General features: G+C 65.7%; 12 protein-coding genes. All 12 read left to right on the top strand.

The genetic code is table 11. The features are described 5' to 3' along the window. Nucleotides 1-13 precede the first annotated feature (13 nt). The 12 genes from ACZ5AC_RS05210 to ACZ5AC_RS05265 all read left to right on the top strand — a co-directional run bounded on the left by ACZ5AC_RS05210 (nucleotide 14) and on the right by ACZ5AC_RS05265 (nucleotide 14,243). The gene (locus tag ACZ5AC_RS05210) at nucleotides 14-2,746 is read left to right on the top strand and encodes an HDOD domain-containing protein (protein WP_464249893.1); all 2,733 of its coding nucleotides are present in this window, start codon (nucleotides 14-16) and stop codon (nucleotides 2,744-2,746) included. Nucleotides 2,747-2,770: 24 nt separating this feature from the next. Continuing rightward, complete coding sequence (locus ACZ5AC_RS05215; RefSeq protein ID WP_464249894.1) at nucleotides 2,771-4,168, top strand: P-loop NTPase; 1,398 nt, start codon at nucleotides 2,771-2,773, stop codon at nucleotides 4,166-4,168. A gap of 128 nt (nucleotides 4,169-4,296) precedes the next feature. After that, entirely contained in the window at nucleotides 4,297-5,598 is a 1,302-nt protein-coding gene (locus tag ACZ5AC_RS05220) for a pyridoxal phosphate-dependent aminotransferase (RefSeq protein ID WP_464249895.1), read from the top strand. A 3-nt stretch (nucleotides 5,599-5,601) separates the two neighbouring features. Continuing rightward, complete coding sequence (locus ACZ5AC_RS05225; protein ID WP_464249896.1) at nucleotides 5,602-6,231, top strand: NUDIX hydrolase; 630 nt, start codon at nucleotides 5,602-5,604, stop codon at nucleotides 6,229-6,231. A gap of 22 nt (nucleotides 6,232-6,253) precedes the next feature. Next, on the top strand, nucleotides 6,254-7,072 hold the full coding sequence (gene murI, locus ACZ5AC_RS05230) for a glutamate racemase (RefSeq protein ID WP_464249897.1): 819 nt from the start codon (nucleotides 6,254-6,256) through the stop codon (nucleotides 7,070-7,072). Continuing rightward, a complete protein-coding gene (locus ACZ5AC_RS05235) occupies nucleotides 7,072-7,533 on the top strand; it encodes a hypothetical protein (RefSeq protein ID WP_464249898.1) in 462 nt (153 codons plus the stop codon). The genes murI and ACZ5AC_RS05235 overlap by 1 nt, the downstream gene beginning before the upstream one ends. Nucleotides 7,534-7,544: 11 nt before the next feature. Next, a complete protein-coding gene (locus ACZ5AC_RS05240; protein ID WP_464249899.1) occupies nucleotides 7,545-8,393 on the top strand; it encodes an HDOD domain-containing protein in 849 nt (282 codons plus the stop codon). Then, the gene (locus tag ACZ5AC_RS05245) at nucleotides 8,393-8,590 is read left to right on the top strand and encodes a dual CXXC motif small (seleno)protein (RefSeq protein ID WP_464250598.1); all 198 of its coding nucleotides are present in this window, start codon (nucleotides 8,393-8,395) and stop codon (nucleotides 8,588-8,590) included. The genes ACZ5AC_RS05240 and ACZ5AC_RS05245 overlap by 1 nt, the downstream gene beginning before the upstream one ends. A gap of 87 nt (nucleotides 8,591-8,677) precedes the next feature. Further along, nucleotides 8,678-9,952: a polynucleotide adenylyltransferase PcnB gene (pcnB, locus tag ACZ5AC_RS05250; protein ID WP_464249900.1), complete on the top strand. Its 1,275-nt coding sequence runs from the start codon at nucleotides 8,678-8,680 to the stop codon at nucleotides 9,950-9,952. After that, on the top strand, nucleotides 9,949-11,802 hold the full coding sequence (gene uvrC / locus ACZ5AC_RS05255; RefSeq protein ID WP_464249901.1) for an excinuclease ABC subunit UvrC: 1,854 nt from the start codon (nucleotides 9,949-9,951) through the stop codon (nucleotides 11,800-11,802). The genes pcnB and uvrC overlap by 4 nt, the downstream gene beginning before the upstream one ends. A 181-nt stretch (nucleotides 11,803-11,983) precedes the next feature. Beyond that, nucleotides 11,984-13,597, top strand: a complete 1,614-nt coding sequence (locus tag ACZ5AC_RS05260) for a tetrathionate reductase family octaheme c-type cytochrome (protein WP_464249902.1) — start codon at nucleotides 11,984-11,986, stop codon at nucleotides 13,595-13,597. A gap of 4 nt (nucleotides 13,598-13,601) precedes the next feature. After that, nucleotides 13,602-14,243, top strand: coding sequence for a cytochrome b/b6 domain-containing protein (locus ACZ5AC_RS05265; RefSeq protein WP_464249903.1), 642 nt, complete (start codon nucleotides 13,602-13,604; stop codon nucleotides 14,241-14,243). Nucleotides 14,244-14,462: the final 219 nt, after the last annotated feature.

Consider the following 14,462-nt stretch of genomic DNA (forward strand, 5'->3'; position numbering starts at 1 on the left):
GGCCGGAGTTGCCGTGGACCCCACCCCCTCCCGTCGCGAGACCGTGCCAGGAAAGACCGCACCCAACGCTGGGGCCGACCGCTCCCTGCATGCCATTCTCCAGCGCATCGAGGCTCTGCCTTCGTTGCCCTCGGTGGCCAAGGCCATTCTCGATCAGGTCCTGACCCAGGATTTCGATCACGCGAAGCTCGCCCGCATCGTCGAGACGGACCAAGCCCTGACCATGAAGATCCTGGACCACGCCAACAGCGCGACCTACATTTCCAGGGGCATGGTCTCGCAGGTGGAGCAGGGGCTCAACCGCCTTGGGAGCCGGGTCGTCCAGACCCTCATGCTCTCGGTCCTGATCAAGGATTCGCTGGTCACGGGCGACAGAAACGGCGAAGCGGCGCACAAGACCCTGTGGCGGCACTGCCTGGCCACTGCCGTCTACGCCTCCCTCATCGCCGGCAAGAGCTACCCGTCACTGGCCTGTGAGGCCTTCGGCGCGGGCATCATGCATGATCTCGGCCTCATTTTCCTGCAATTGCATGTGCCGGACGAGTACGGCCACGTCACCGAACGCATGGAGGAAATGTACGAAGCCGTCCTGGACGCGGAGCAGGAGGTCTTCAAGACGGACCATACGGCCGTGGGTCGCTGGATAGCCCAGAAATGGAAGCTGCCGCCGTCCATGACCGACGTCATCTGGCTGCATCACCACTCGGCCCCGGCCCTTGGCGCCATGAAGGACAACGGCACCCTCGTGGCCATCGTGGCCCTGGCCAACATCCTGGCCCATTTCACCCTGATGGACGCGCCCCGGAGCATGAGCCGGGAAAAGCAGCGTCAGGCCGGCCTGCAGGACATGCTGGGGCTGGGCGAGAAGGAGATCCAGGACATCCACCGCGCCTTCGCCCCGGCCTTTGCCGAGCGCGCCGAGCCCTTCGACCTGGACGGAGACCAGGTGACCCTCTTCCTGTCCTCCCTGCAGAAGGCCAACCAGCAGCTCATGCGCATGGGGCTGGACCTGGAGCAGGCCGTGGGCCGGCTGGAGGACGCCAACCGCTTCACCAATCTGGGCTCCACGGTGGGGCTCAAGATGAGCACGGCGACGAGCGTCGACGAGATCTTCGAGGTCGCGGCCATGAGCATGCAGGAGGAGGTCGGCGTCCGCGGAGGGTTCGCCTACTGGATGGTGCCGTCGGAACGGCTCATGCAAGGGCTCATCTGGGGCGGCGGCAACCGGCGCAGCGTGAGCTACGCCCTCGACGGCGACGGCCTGCCCCTGACCTCCGAAGGACCGGCCCTGCCCGAAAGCCTCCTGGTCATCCTGCGCAGCCATCACGAACGCCACGAAGGCGCCTTTGCCATGGACCGCGAGTTGCGGCTCAAGCAGTTTTTCGTGGTCCAGGGCTACTGCATCTTTCCACTCGTCGGCAGCGACTTCACCGGCGAGCTGTGCATCCTGCGCTCCCAGGACCGCCCGCTCAAGATGACCCCCCAGGAGTACATGGGGTATTCGCAGGTCTCCTGCGTGGCCTCGGCCACCCTGGACCGCCTGCGCCTCTTCGACAGCCTGCAGATGCGCGCCGACGAGCTGTCCCGGGCCCTGTGGAAGAACCAGCAGATCAACCTGCAGCTCCTGCAGACCGAGCGCCTGGCCGCGGTGGGGCAGCTGGCAGCCGGCGCGGCCCACGAGATCAACAACCCCCTGGCCATCATCTCGGCCCGCACCCAGCTCCTGGAGAGCCGCGAGGACGACGAGAAGAAGCGCCGCGACCTGCGCCAGATCTCCGAGCAGATCGAGCGCATCTCGTCCATCCTGCTGAGTCTCATGGGATTCGCCCGGCCCAACGCCCCGCAGGTGACCAAGGTGGACCTGAACGCCCTGCTGAAGAAGATCGTCGGCTTGGTGGAATCCATCTTCCACACCCACCGCATCCCCATCGTGCAGAACCTGTCGCCGGAGATGCCCCTCATCCTGGCCGACGCCAACCAGCTCGAACAGGTTTTTCTCAATCTGGTCATCAATGCCCAGCACGCCATGGAGAACGACGGCGGGGTCCTGACCATCGCCTCGTCCTTCCTGTCCGACGGCAAACGGGTCTGCGTGACCGTGAAGGACACGGGCTGCGGCATCCCCCCGGAAAACCTGTCGCGCATCTTCGACCCGTTCTTTTCCACCAAGTCCGAGGGCAAGGGCACGGGCCTGGGGCTTTCGACGGCCTACGGCATCGTCGCCAACCACTACGGGGAGATAAAGGTTTTGAGCGAGCCCGGGCGGGGGACGGAGATGGTCGTCATCCTGCCGGTATCCACCCCGGTGACCATGCCCGAGAAGCCCGCGGTCGTGCCCGCTCCGCAGTGCGTTCCCCTGCAGGAGAACGAGGGGCGGATTCTGGTCGTGGACGACGAGGGGCACATCCGCGACATCCTGGCCGAGACCCTGCGCGACGCCGGCTACGTCGTGGAGACGGCGGCCAACGGAGAGGAGGCCGTGCGCAAGCTGCGCGTCGGGGCTTTCGATCTGATTCTGCTCGACATCCGAATGCCCGTGCATTCGGGGCTCGACGTGCTGAAACTCCTCAGGCGCAAGGGCGGGTTCCCGCCGGTCATGGTCATCACGGGGCTTGCGTCGTCCGAGGAAATGGAAGAGGCTCAGCGTCTGGGCGCAGCCAAGTGCGTGCGCAAACCCTTCCACCTGAAGACCCTGCTGGCGGACATCTCCTGCCTGCTGCAGGGGCAGAGGTCGGGACAGGCCTAGTTTTTTCGACTCATGGAGCAGACGTTGAACACAGTTCGACACAGACATACCCGCATCCTGGCAATGGCCAGCGGCAAGGGCGGCACGGGCAAGACCACCGTGGCCGTGAATCTCGCCCTGGCCCTGAACCGCGCCGGGCACACGGTCTGCCTGCTGGACGCCGATTTCGGCCTGGCCAACGCCGAAGTGCACCTCGGCCTGCCCGCCCCCACCAGGACCCTGGAGAACGTCCTCTTCGACAACCTGCCCCTGGAGGAATGCCTCGTCCCGGTGCGACCGGGCCTGGACCTCATTTCCGGCAGCAGCGGCGTGGCGCGTATGGCCGAACTGGACACGGCGGCGCGCAAGCGCCTCATCGACGAGTTCTCGGGCCTTTCGAATTACGATTTTCTCATCCTGGACAATTCCCCGGGCATTTCGGCCCAGGTCGTGTCCCTCTGCCTGGCCACGCGGGAGATCATCCTCGTGGTCAACCCCGAGGCCAGTTCCCTGGTGGACGCCTACGCCCTGATCAAGGTCCTCAAGGAGAACGGCCTGTGGTGGCCGCCGCTGGTCCTGGTCAACCGCGCCGAGTCCGGAACCCAGGCCAGGCAGGTCTTTGCGCGCTTCCAGGAGACGGTGATGCAGTTCCTGAACCTCAAACCCCTTTTTCTCGGCGCCATTCCCATGGATGACGACGCCCGGCGCATTTCGGCCGCGGGCAAGTCTTTCGTGGCACTGCGGGAGGATCTGCCAGCGAGCCAGGCCATTCTGTCCTTGGCCAAGCTTCTGGCCGAACGGCTGAACAAGGACTGGACGAGGAACGAACCGGCCGGGTTCTTCGAGAACGTGGTCGTGCGCATGAAGCAGCGCCCGGATTTCGGCCGCGTCGTGACCCACTCCGCGGCCCCGGCCGGGGATATGTCCCAGCCGGACGCGTACATGGAGCTGGTGGCCACCCTCGACAAGGCATCGGCCCTGTGCGAGCGCCTCCTCGAAAACCCGGCCTACGCCTTCGTGCGCGAGCGTTTCGGGCTGGTCCGCCTGGCCATGGAGAATTTCCTGCAGCCCATGGACCGCATGCGCAAGCCGCGCGGCGCCCTGAAGCCGCGCATCCTGGTGCTCAGCAACCACGAGCAGATGCGCACCATGCTGCGCGAGATCGTGACCGAAGTGGGCTACGAGGCCGAGGCCTGCGTCCCGGGAAACGGCGACTTCCTGAAGTTCCGGGACACCTGCAACCTGATCCTCGTGTCCTGCGACCGGCCCGAGGCCCTCATCCGCTCCTGCCTCCAGCAACTGCCCGAGACGCCGCTCATCCTCCTCACGGGGTTCGGCAGCTCCGCCCTGGAGACGGAGTTCCGCCACCGCACCGTGGCGGTGGTGCCAAGACCCTTCCATGTCAACGAGTTGCGCGGCATCCTCCAGTCCGCGCTGAAGTAGGCTCCCAGCCTATTTACAATCCCCGAGCCGTGGAATAAGCATTTTTCCTTTATTTCATGCCCCTTTCGGGGGCGGCATCATCTTCCTGCGCGGTTTCCGACCGGACCGCGCGGCAACCGGGATTTTCTATGCGCAGAGACATCGAACATGTTGGCTGGGGAAAGCTGACCTACGAGATCAGGGCCATCGTGGCCGTGGCCCAGGACCTTCGCAACCTGGGCCTTGAGATCACCTGGGAGAACATCGGCGACCCCATCGAGAAGGGCGAGCAGGTGCCGGGCTGGATCAAGGAAATCATCGCCGACCTGGTCATGAACGACAAGACCTACGGCTACTGCGCCACCCAGGGCGTCCTGGAGACGCGCGAGTTCGTGGCGCAGCTCGTCAACCAGCGCGGCAGCTACCAGGTCACTGCCGACGACATCATCTTCTTCAACGGCCTGGGCGACGCCGTGGCCAAGATCTTCGGCTTCCTGAAGCGCGAGGCCCGCGTCATCGGGCCGTCCCCGGCCTACTCGACGCACTCCTCGGCCGAGGCCGCCCATTCGGGCTACGAGCACCTGACCTACGAGCTCGACCCCGACAACGGATGGATGCCCGACCTCGTCGACCTGGAGAACAAGGTCCGCTACAACGACTCCATCGCCGGCATCCTGTTCATCAACCCCGACAACCCCACGGGCGCGGTCTACCCTTGCGAGCTCATCGAGAAGATCGTGGACATCGCCCGGCGCTACAACATCTTCATCCTGGCCGACGAGATCTACGCCAACATCGTCTACAGCGGCCACCCGACCTGCAGCCTGTCCGAGGTCATCGGCGAGGTGCCGGGCATGGCCCTGCGCGGCATCTCCAAGGAATACCCCTGGCCCGGGGCGCGCTGCGGCTGGATCGAGGTCTACAACAAGGACAAGAATCCGGATTTCAAGGCCTACATCAAGAGCCTCTTGAACGCCAAGATGCTCGAGGTCTGCTCCACGAGCCTGCCCCAGCTGTCCATCCCCCCGGTCATGGGCGACCCGCGCTACGCCGCACATCTCGACGCCCGGCGCAGGATGTTCGAGCACCGCGCCCAGGAGGCCTGGGAAGCCTTTCAGGGCGTGAAGGGCGTCAAGGTCATCAAGCCCCAGGGTGCGTTCTACATGTCCGTCATGTTCGAGGACGGGGCCCTGAATCCGGACCAGACCCTGGAGATCGAGAACCCCAGGGTGCGCGAGTACATCGAGGAGATCGTCAAGGGCGTGCAGGTGGACAAGCGCTTCGTCTACTATCTCTTGGGCGCCACGGGCATCTGCGTGGTCCCGCTGACGGGCTTCTGCTGCAACCGCAAGGGCTTCCGCGTCACGCTCCTGGAGACCGACGACGCCAAGCGGCAGCGCACCTGGCGCACCATAGTCGACGCCATAACCCGGTACCTGGCCTCGGCCTGAGCCATGGCCGACGACCCCACACCGCGCTGGCTGGAATGGGCCCGGGAGATCCAGGCCCTTTCCCAGACTGGCCAGGCCTTCACCACGAGCCATTACGACCGGCTGAGCTTCGAACGTCTGGAAATGATCGCGGCCGAGATCGTGGCCGAACATTCCGGACTCGGGGCAGCCGAGGCGGCCCGCGCCTTTTCCCTGGAACCGGGCTACGCCACGCCGAAGGTTGACGTCCGGGCCGCGGTGGTTCAGGACGGGCGCATCCTTCTGGTGCGGGAGACGGCCGACGGGAAGTGGGCAATGCCCGGCGGCTGGGCCGACGTGGGCGACCGCCCGTCCGAGACGGCCGAGCGCGAGACCAGGGAGGAGAGCGGCTTCGAGGTCCGCGCGAGGAAGCTCGTCGGGGCTTTCGACGCCAACCGCGGGGCCAAGGCCAGCATGTTCTTTCATGCCGTGAAGCTGGTGTTTCTGTGCGATCTCCTCGGCGGAGACGCGCGGCCCAGCACGGAAACCCTGGAGGTCGGCTTCTTCGATTTCGACGACCTGCCGCCCCTGTCGGAACAACGCACCAACAGGCGGCACCTCGATGAAATCCGCGCACACCTGCGCGACCCTTTGCGGCCGGCCGCCTTCGATTGACATTCAAATAAAGTTCACCAGCATGTATGCTTCAGATTGCACCCTGCCCATCGGGGTTTTCGATTCCGGCATCGGCGGCCTTACGGTTCTGAAGGCCCTGACCGACGCCCTGCCGCGGGAAAGCTTCGTCTATCTCGGAGACACCGCGCGCCTGCCCTACGGCACCAAGAGCGCCAAGTCCGTGATTCGCTACTGCCTGCAGACCACGAGCCTGCTGAAGGAGCGGGGCATCAAGCTTCTGGTCGTGGCCTGCAACACGGCCACGTCCGTGTCCCTCGAAGCACTGCAGGAGGCCTACCCGGGGCTGCCCGTGGTCGGCGTCATCCGTCCGGGGGCCGAAGCCGCGTGCCGGCAGAGCGCGAGCGGGCGCATCGGCGTCATCGGCACCGAGAGCACGGTCAGCGGCGGGAGCTATGAGCGCGAGATCCTGCGCATCCGGCCCGAGGCCAAGGTCTTTTCCCGGCCCTGCCCCCTCTTCGTGCCCCTGGCCGAGGAGGGTTGGTGCGACGGCGACATCGCCGAACTGACCGCCCGGAGATACCTCGGCGGCATGGTGGGGGAGACGGGCATCGACACGCTGGTCCTCGGCTGCACGCACTTTCCCGTCCTGGCCGAGGCCATCGGCAAGGTCGTCGGTCCCGGCGTGACCCTGGTGGACTCGGCCCGCACCACGGCGGAGTTCGTGCAGGACATGCTGGAGCGGCGCGACATCTGCTCCACGACCACGGAGCGCCGCCTGACCTTCCTGGCCACGGACGGGGCCGAACGCTTCGCGCGGGTCGGCGGGTATTTCATGCACCATGCCCTGAGCCCGGCCGACGTCGAGATCGTGGACCTCTGATGTCCGCGCTGCTGGCCGTGGACGCGGGCGTGCGCACGGGACTGGCCCTGCTGGACCGGGACGGCCGGCTCGTGTGGTGCCGTTCCCACAACCTGGGCAACACGGCCCGCCTCAAAAAAGCGGCGGCCAGGGTGCTTTATGAGTTGCCCGCGCTGGAGTATCTGGTAGTGGAGGGTGGCGGGCAGACGGCGGGCATATGGGAACGCGCCGCGGCCAGGCGGGGCCTGCCCTGCATGGTCATCCAGGCCCATGACTGGCGGACGGATTTTCTTCTTCCCCGGCAGATGGTCAGCGGGAATGCGGCCAAGGCGGCGGCCTGCGCCCTGGTGACCGCGATTCTGCGCCGGGAAGGCTGGTCTTCGCCGACCACGCCCGGCCATGATGCGGCCGAGGCCGCCCTCATCGGGCTGTGGGCCGCCGTGCGGCTCGGCTGGCGGGCCATGCCCATGCTCAATACGTGAAGGCGGAAAACATGGAATCTCTCAGCTTCGACCTCCCGGGCATCAGTCCCGTCGGCCTGGACCTCATCGCCATGCTCAACTCGCCGCAGACCACGGTCAAGCAGATCGCGGCCCAGGCCAAGCTCGACCCGGTCATCTTCGGCAACATCATCGCCTGCGCCAACTCGCCCCTTTTCCACGAGGTCAACAACACCACGGACATCCTGACGTCCCTGGTCCGCCTCGGTCAAAGGGAGATCAAGCGCATCGTCTACCAGGTGGTCCTGCGGTCCGCCTTCTTCCACGAGTCCACGGAGATCAACGCCATCCTGCGGCGCGTCTGGCAGCAGAGCCTCACGGCCAACGTCTTCATGCAGAAGTTCGTTTCGGCGGTGCCCGAGGCCTACGTGCTGGAAAGCGAGGGGCACGACCATCTCGAATGCCTGGGGCTGATCCACAACATCGGATACGTGGTGCTGCTGGTCAACCACCAGGACCGCTTCCTGAAATTTTTCACGAGTAGTGCGAACCTTCCCCTGACGGAGTTTTTCGCCAGGGAGCGCAGCTGGTTCGACGGCCACGACCATTTTTCCGCGGGTAACGAGGTCCTTGCAGCCTGGAACTTCCCGGTATCCATCCGGGAGATCGTCGGGCAGTACGCCCTGCACAGCCGGGATTTTTGCGGGACGTATCCGGCCCTGCACAATCTGCTGCGGCTCTCACGGCACGTCATCATGATGACGGACTACAACTTCCACCCGCGCAAGCCGGCCGACTTCTGGCTCGAAGGGACGGAGATCCCGTCGGCCGAGGTGGATTACGACCAGATCATCAGCGACGTGCGCGAAACCGTCCGCAGCATCGAGGGGTCCTTCGCATGATGCTCGACCGCAGGGAGTTCCCGACCCGCCTGCGCTGCAGGAAATGCAGGGCCATGCTGCAGGTCCGCCGGCACTGACGCGCCGTGGAGCTGCGCTGCAGGTCGTGCGGCGCCGTTTACGGACTTCAGGAGTACAGCGCGAACCTCGACGACCTGTTGGAGGAGTTCCTGGCCCACGTCCCCTGCGACAGGGTCTAGGCCCCGCGCGCCGGACATGCGCAGCGCGGAGCCCGGGTCTTGCCTTTCCGACACCATGAGAATTGAGAACAGGATTTTTTTCGACCTATGACTTCAGTCATCATTTCCCGATCAGAACACACCGTCTCGCGGCAGAACATCCACCCCGACGCCCTGAAGGTCATGTACCGCCTGGTGCGCAAGGGTTTCACCGCCTATCTCGTCGGCGGCAGCGTGCGCGACCTCATCCTCGGGCGCACCCCCAAGGACTTCGACGTCAGCACCAACGCCACGCCCAGCCAGATCAAGAAGATCTTCCAGAACTGCTTCCTCATCGGCCGCAGGTTCCGGCTGGCGCACATCCGCTTCGACGACCACGTCATCGAGACCTCGACCTTCCGGCGCTGTCCGGAGCAGGACGAGGAGGGCGGCGACGACGATTTGTACATGCTGCGCGACAACTGCTACGGCACGCCCGAAGAGGACGCCCTGCGGCGTGACTTCACCATCAACGGGCTCTTCTACGAGGTCGAGCGCTTCACCATCATCGATCACGTGGGCGGGCTCTCGGACATCCAGAACCGTCTCATCCGCTGCATCGGCGACCCGAACATCCGCTTCCGCGAAGACCCGGTGCGCATGATCCGGGCCGTCCGCTTCGCCTCGCGCCTGGATTTCCACATCGAGCCGGCCACCTACAACGCCATCCTGCGGCACCACGAGGAGATCCTCAAGGCCTCGCCGCCGCGCGTCTTCGAGGAACTGCAGAAACTCTTCGCCTTCGGGGCCGGCGAGAAGGCCTTCCGCCTGCTGTACAAGACGGGACTGCTGCATGTGCTGCTGCCCGAGATCGCCGATTTTCTGGACCACGACCACGGCCAGGACTCGGTCCTGTGGACGTGGCTCGAAAACCTGGACGAGCGCATCCGGACCGTGGGCAAGGTCGAGCCGGTCCTGGTTTTTTCGGCCCTCTTCTCGGCCCCGGTGCGCCACGTGGCCGAACGCTACGAGGCGGCCGGGGAGCGGGTGGTCTACAACGCACTGCTGGCCGACCTGCTGCCGCCCATCTGCACGCGCATGAGCATGCCCAAGTGGATGTCGACGCGCATGATCCAGATCATGGCCAACCAGAGCCGTTTCGAGCCCGACAAGAAGAAGCGCTTCTCCAAGCGCGGCTTCGTGGCCCAGGACTGCTTCCCCGAAACCCTGGCCCTGTACCAGCTGGGCCTGCTCGTGGCCGGCGAGGACCTCGGCCCGGCCGAGATATGGGGAAGCCTGCGCAGCGAGGTTGAGGCCGAGACCCCGCAGTTCGTGCGCGGCGAGGTCAGGACAGAGCAGGGGCGGCCGCCCCGCAAGAGGCCCCCGCGCAGGCGAAGGAGATGATCTCCCGCGACGTCCTGACCACCTTCCCGACCTGCCCGGGCGTGTATCTGATGAAGAACGCCGCGGGCAGAATCGTTTACGTGGGCAAGGCCAAGCAGCTGCGCCGGCGGCTCGCCTCCTATTTCCAGCCCGAACACCGCCTGCCGCCAAAGGTGCGGGTCATGATGCCCCGGGTCGAGGCCATCGACTTCCTGTGCACGGCCACGGAGAAGGAGGCGCTGCTGCTTGAGGCCAGCCTCATCAAGAAGCACCGGCCCAAGTACAACATCGTCCTGCGCGACGACAAGCAGTACGTCCTCTTCTGCCTGTCCCGAAACCACCCCTTCCCGGCCCTGCGCCTGACGCGCAAGGTCCTGCGCGACGGGTCCGTCTATTTCGGCCCCTTCACCTCGGCCCTGGCGGCCCGTGAGACGAGGCGCGTCATCGACCGCCTCTTCCCCCTGCGCAAGTGTCGCGACACGGTCTTCGCCAACCGCACCCGGCCCTGCCTGCAGTACCACATCGGCCGCTGCCTGGGGCCGTGCTGCCTACCAGTGTCCGAGGAGGACTACCGGCAGGTGGTGCGGCAGGTTGAGCTCTTCCTGTCCGGGAAGTCGGGCGAGCTCCTGGACGGGCTGCGCGCCGAGATGCTGCGCCGTTCCGACGCCCTGGACTTCGAGGGTGCGGCGCGCCTGCGCGACAGCATCCGCGCCGTGCAGGAAACGGTGGAGCGGCAGGCCGCGGTGTTGTCCGACGGGCGCGACCTCGATGTGCTGGGGATCGGCGGGGGAGAGCAGGGGGCGGCCCTGTCCGTGGTCTTCGTGCGCCAGGGGCGGATCATCGATGGCCAGAACTTCTGGTTCGCCGGGGAGGCGCTCGAGACCCCCGAGGACGGGGTACGACTCGTGGAGTCCTTCCTGTCGCAGTATTACACGGCCGAGCGCTTCATCCCGGCCCGCATCGTCACGGCCACGGGTGGGGTGGACCCGGCCCTGGAGGAACTCCTGGGCGACATGCGCGGCGGAAGGGTCCATGTGGCCAAGGCGCGCGGCGACCAGGAGCGGCGGCTGGTGGACATCGCCTCGGCCAACGCCGCGGCCCACGCCGCCGGGCGCAGGCGGGCCCAGGCCGGCCCGGCAGAACTGGCCCGCGCCCTGGGGCTCGACGGCGAGGTGGAACGCATCGAGTGCGTGGACGCGTCGCACATCCAGGGCGAGGGCATGCGCGTGGGCATGGTCGTCTTCGCCGACGGCCGGGATGAGAAGGAGTCGTATCGGCTCTACAGCTTCCCGGAGCTGGAGGGTTCGGCCGACGACTATCTGGCGTTGGCGTCCTTCGTGCGCCGTCGTCAGGCCTCGGGCCCGCCCTGGCCCGACCTGCTGCTCGTGGACGGGGGCAAGGGGCAGCTGGCCGCCGTGGAGCGGGCCATGGCCGAGCACGGCCTGGATGGCGTCGCCCTGGCCGCCATCGCCAAGGGCGAGAGCCGCCGCGCAGGCGAACTGGGCGACGCTATCTTCCGCCCCGGCCGCAAGAACCCCATGCCGCTCAAACCCGGCAGCCCGGAACTTCTGTTCCTGCAGCACGTGCGCGACACCGCGCACCGCTTCGTCATCTCCCGCCTGCGCCGCCACAAGCGCACGGCCCAGCTGTCATCGGGCCTGGACGCGCTGCCAGGCGTGGGTCCCAAGACTTCCCGCCTCCTGTGGGAGCGCTTCGGCAGCCTGGAGGCCATGTTCGCCGCCGACGTCGAAGACCTCGCCACGATGCCCGGCTTCGGACCGCGCAAGGCCGCCGCATTACACGATACCCTGAGGACGCTCCAAAACGCAGGCGGGCCCGAACCGTCGTCTGAGCCGACCATTCTTCCGTAACGCCGCCGTTGCGGCTCCTTTCACGATTCGCCCGGAATGCGTCCGAAATGTTGTTTTCGGAGCGCAACAGTCCAATTTTCTAGGAATAAATGCCGGTCCTGATTGCATGAATTCGATGTTGTGGTATGCAATGGCAAACATGCATTCCATATTCATCAATCTTCGACCGCATGGAGGGTTTATGGACAAGACCTGTTGGAAGGCGGCCCTGGTACTGGCCCTCTGGCTGTGGCCCCTGTCGGCCATGGCCGCCACGGAGGAGGCACCGGGCAGGCAGCTGGCCCGGCAGACAGTCAAGGATGACGCGACCAGGTGGATCACCACGGACCACTCGAAGCACCCCATCCTCAAGCAGCCCTTCGAGAAACCCGAGGACGTGACCAAGGCCTGCCTGTCCTGCCACAGCGAGGCGGCGACGCAGATCCACAAGACCATCCACTGGACCTGGAAGGACCCGGCCGACCCCTCGGGCGAGACCGGCAAGGGCGGCCTGTCCGTCAACAACTTCTGCATCGCCGTGGGCTCCAACGAGCCGCGCTGCACCTCCTGTCACATCGGCTTCGGCTGGAAGGACAAGGACTTCGACTTTTCCAAGGCCGAGGCCGTGGACTGCCTCGTCTGCCACGAGACGACCGGCACCTACAAGAAGTTCCCGTCCAAGTCCGGCTACCCCGTGACCAACGCCACCATGTTCGAGGGCAAGACCGAGTTCCTGCCGCCCGACTACAACGCCGTGGCCCAGTCCGTGGGCCGGCCGGACCGCAACAACTGCGGCACCTGCCACTTCTACGGCGGCGGCGGCGACGGCGTGAAGCACGGCGACCTGGACTCGTCCATGGCCAAGCCCAACAAGCAGCTCGACGTCCACATGGGCGTCGACGGCCAGAACTTCCACTGCAGCCGCTGCCACACCACCGACGCCCACAACATCGCCGGCCGCATCTACGCCACCCCGGCCTCCAAGGACCGCAAGAGCCTGCTGGAGGACGACCTGACGCCCAAGATCATGTGCGAGTCCTGCCACGGCGCGCAGCCGCACAAGACCAACCAGAAGGCCAACGACCACGCCGACAAGGTGGCCTGCCAGACCTGCCACATCCCGACCTACGCCCGCGTCAACCCGACCAAGATGCACTGGGACTGGTCCACGGCCGGCGACAAGAAGCGCGAGGCCAAGAAGGACGAGTTCGGCAAGCCCGATTACGACCCCAAGAAGGGCGACTTCACCTGGGGCAAGAACGTGGTCCCGCGCTACGAGTGGTTCAACGGCTCCATCAAGGGCACCACGGCCAAGGACGTCATCGACCCCTCGGCCCCGGTGCGCATGTCCTGGCCCATCGGCGACGTCTCCGACCCTGCCTCGCGCATCTTCCCCTTCAAGGTGCATACGGGCAGGACGCCCTACGACAAGGTGCGCAAGACCATGGTCATCCCCAAGCTGTTCGGCCCCAAGGACTCTGGCGCCTACTGGGCCGACTTCGACTGGGACAGGGCCATCGCCGTGGGCCAGGCCTACAACGGGCTGCCCTACAGCGGCGAGTACGACTTCGTGGACACGGAGTACGTCTTCCCCATCACGCACATGGTGGCGCCCAAGGAGCAGGCCGTGGCCTGCGTGGAATGCCACGCCAAGGCCGGGCGCCTGGACCATCTGGGCGGCTTCTACATGCCGGGCCGCGACTCGGTGCGCCTGCTGGACATGGGCGGCTGGGCCATGGTCGGGGCGTCGGTCCTGGGCGTGGTTCTGCACGGCCTGGGGCGTTTCCTGAGTTCCGCCGGACGTCGCAAGGAGTAAGGACATGAAAGCCAAGAAGAAGATTTACCTGTACACGCGTTTCGAGCGCTTCTGGCACTGGGTGCAGTCGCTGCTCATCTTCCTGCTGCTGCTGACGGGCTTCGAGGTCCACGGGACCTTCACCCTGTTCGGGTTCCAGAAGGCGGTGGAGTACCACAACTTCCTGGGCCTGACGTGGATCGTGCTGTTCGTCTTCATCGTCTTCTGGGTGCTGACCACGGGCGAGTGGCGGCAGTACATCCCGACGACGAAGAAGCTCTTCGAGGTCATCGGTTACTACAGTTCCGGCATCTTCAAGGGCTTGCCGCACCCTGTGCAGAAGTCCAAGGAGGCCAAGCACAACCCCCTGCAGCGCCTGACGTACCTGGGCCTGACGGCGATCCTCTTGACCCTGCAGATGGGCACGGGCCTGCTGTACTGGCTCTACAACGACTGGGCCGTCTGGAACCTGACCTTCCTGAACCTGCGCCTGCTGGCGCTCATTCACCTGGCCTGCGCCTTCGCCATCCTGGCCTTCGTGGTGGTCCACGTCTACATGACCACCACCGGCCACACCCTGACCAGCCACATCGCGGCCATGTTCAGCGGCTGGGAGGAGGTCGAGGAAGGCGAGGTGGCCGAATGGGAAGTGCACGAGAAACGCTGAGTCATCCTCCCCTCCCGATACGGGGCCGCGGTCCGTCGCCTGACGGGCCGCGACTTTGCATCTTCTTGCTTTCGACATGAAGCGCAGGGGGGCGGACAATTCAATTTTCAAGGTCCGGTCCTTGTCCCGTGCAGTCATGCCTGTGGAATGTCGGTCATCATCGGTTCTTTGGTGCAGGTATGGACGAAAAATTATTCGCCCCTACGCGGAACGCCCGGA

Source organism: Desulfomicrobium aestuarii (genome assembly GCF_055385525.1).

Excerpts from the sequence above, each read along its gene's own strand:
- ACZ5AC_RS05265 (WP_464249903.1), top strand. The coding sequence starts at position 13,602 with ATGAAAGCCAAGAAGAAGATTTACCTGTACACGCGTTTCGAGCGCTTC.
- ACZ5AC_RS05240 (WP_464249899.1), top strand. The coding sequence starts at position 7,545 with ATGGAATCTCTCAGCTTCGACCTCCCGGGCATCAGTCCCGTCGGCCTG.
- ACZ5AC_RS05225 (WP_464249896.1), top strand. The coding sequence starts at position 5,602 with ATGGCCGACGACCCCACACCGCGCTGGCTGGAATGGGCCCGGGAGATC.
- ACZ5AC_RS05220 (WP_464249895.1), top strand. The coding sequence starts at position 4,297 with ATGCGCAGAGACATCGAACATGTTGGCTGGGGAAAGCTGACCTACGAG.
- uvrC (WP_464249901.1), top strand. The coding sequence starts at position 9,949 with ATGATCTCCCGCGACGTCCTGACCACCTTCCCGACCTGCCCGGGCGTG.
- pcnB (WP_464249900.1), top strand. The coding sequence starts at position 8,678 with ATGACTTCAGTCATCATTTCCCGATCAGAACACACCGTCTCGCGGCAG.
- ACZ5AC_RS05260 (WP_464249902.1), top strand. The coding sequence starts at position 11,984 with ATGGACAAGACCTGTTGGAAGGCGGCCCTGGTACTGGCCCTCTGGCTG.
- ACZ5AC_RS05235 (WP_464249898.1), top strand. The coding sequence starts at position 7,072 with ATGTCCGCGCTGCTGGCCGTGGACGCGGGCGTGCGCACGGGACTGGCC.
- murI (WP_464249897.1), top strand. The coding sequence starts at position 6,254 with ATGTATGCTTCAGATTGCACCCTGCCCATCGGGGTTTTCGATTCCGGC.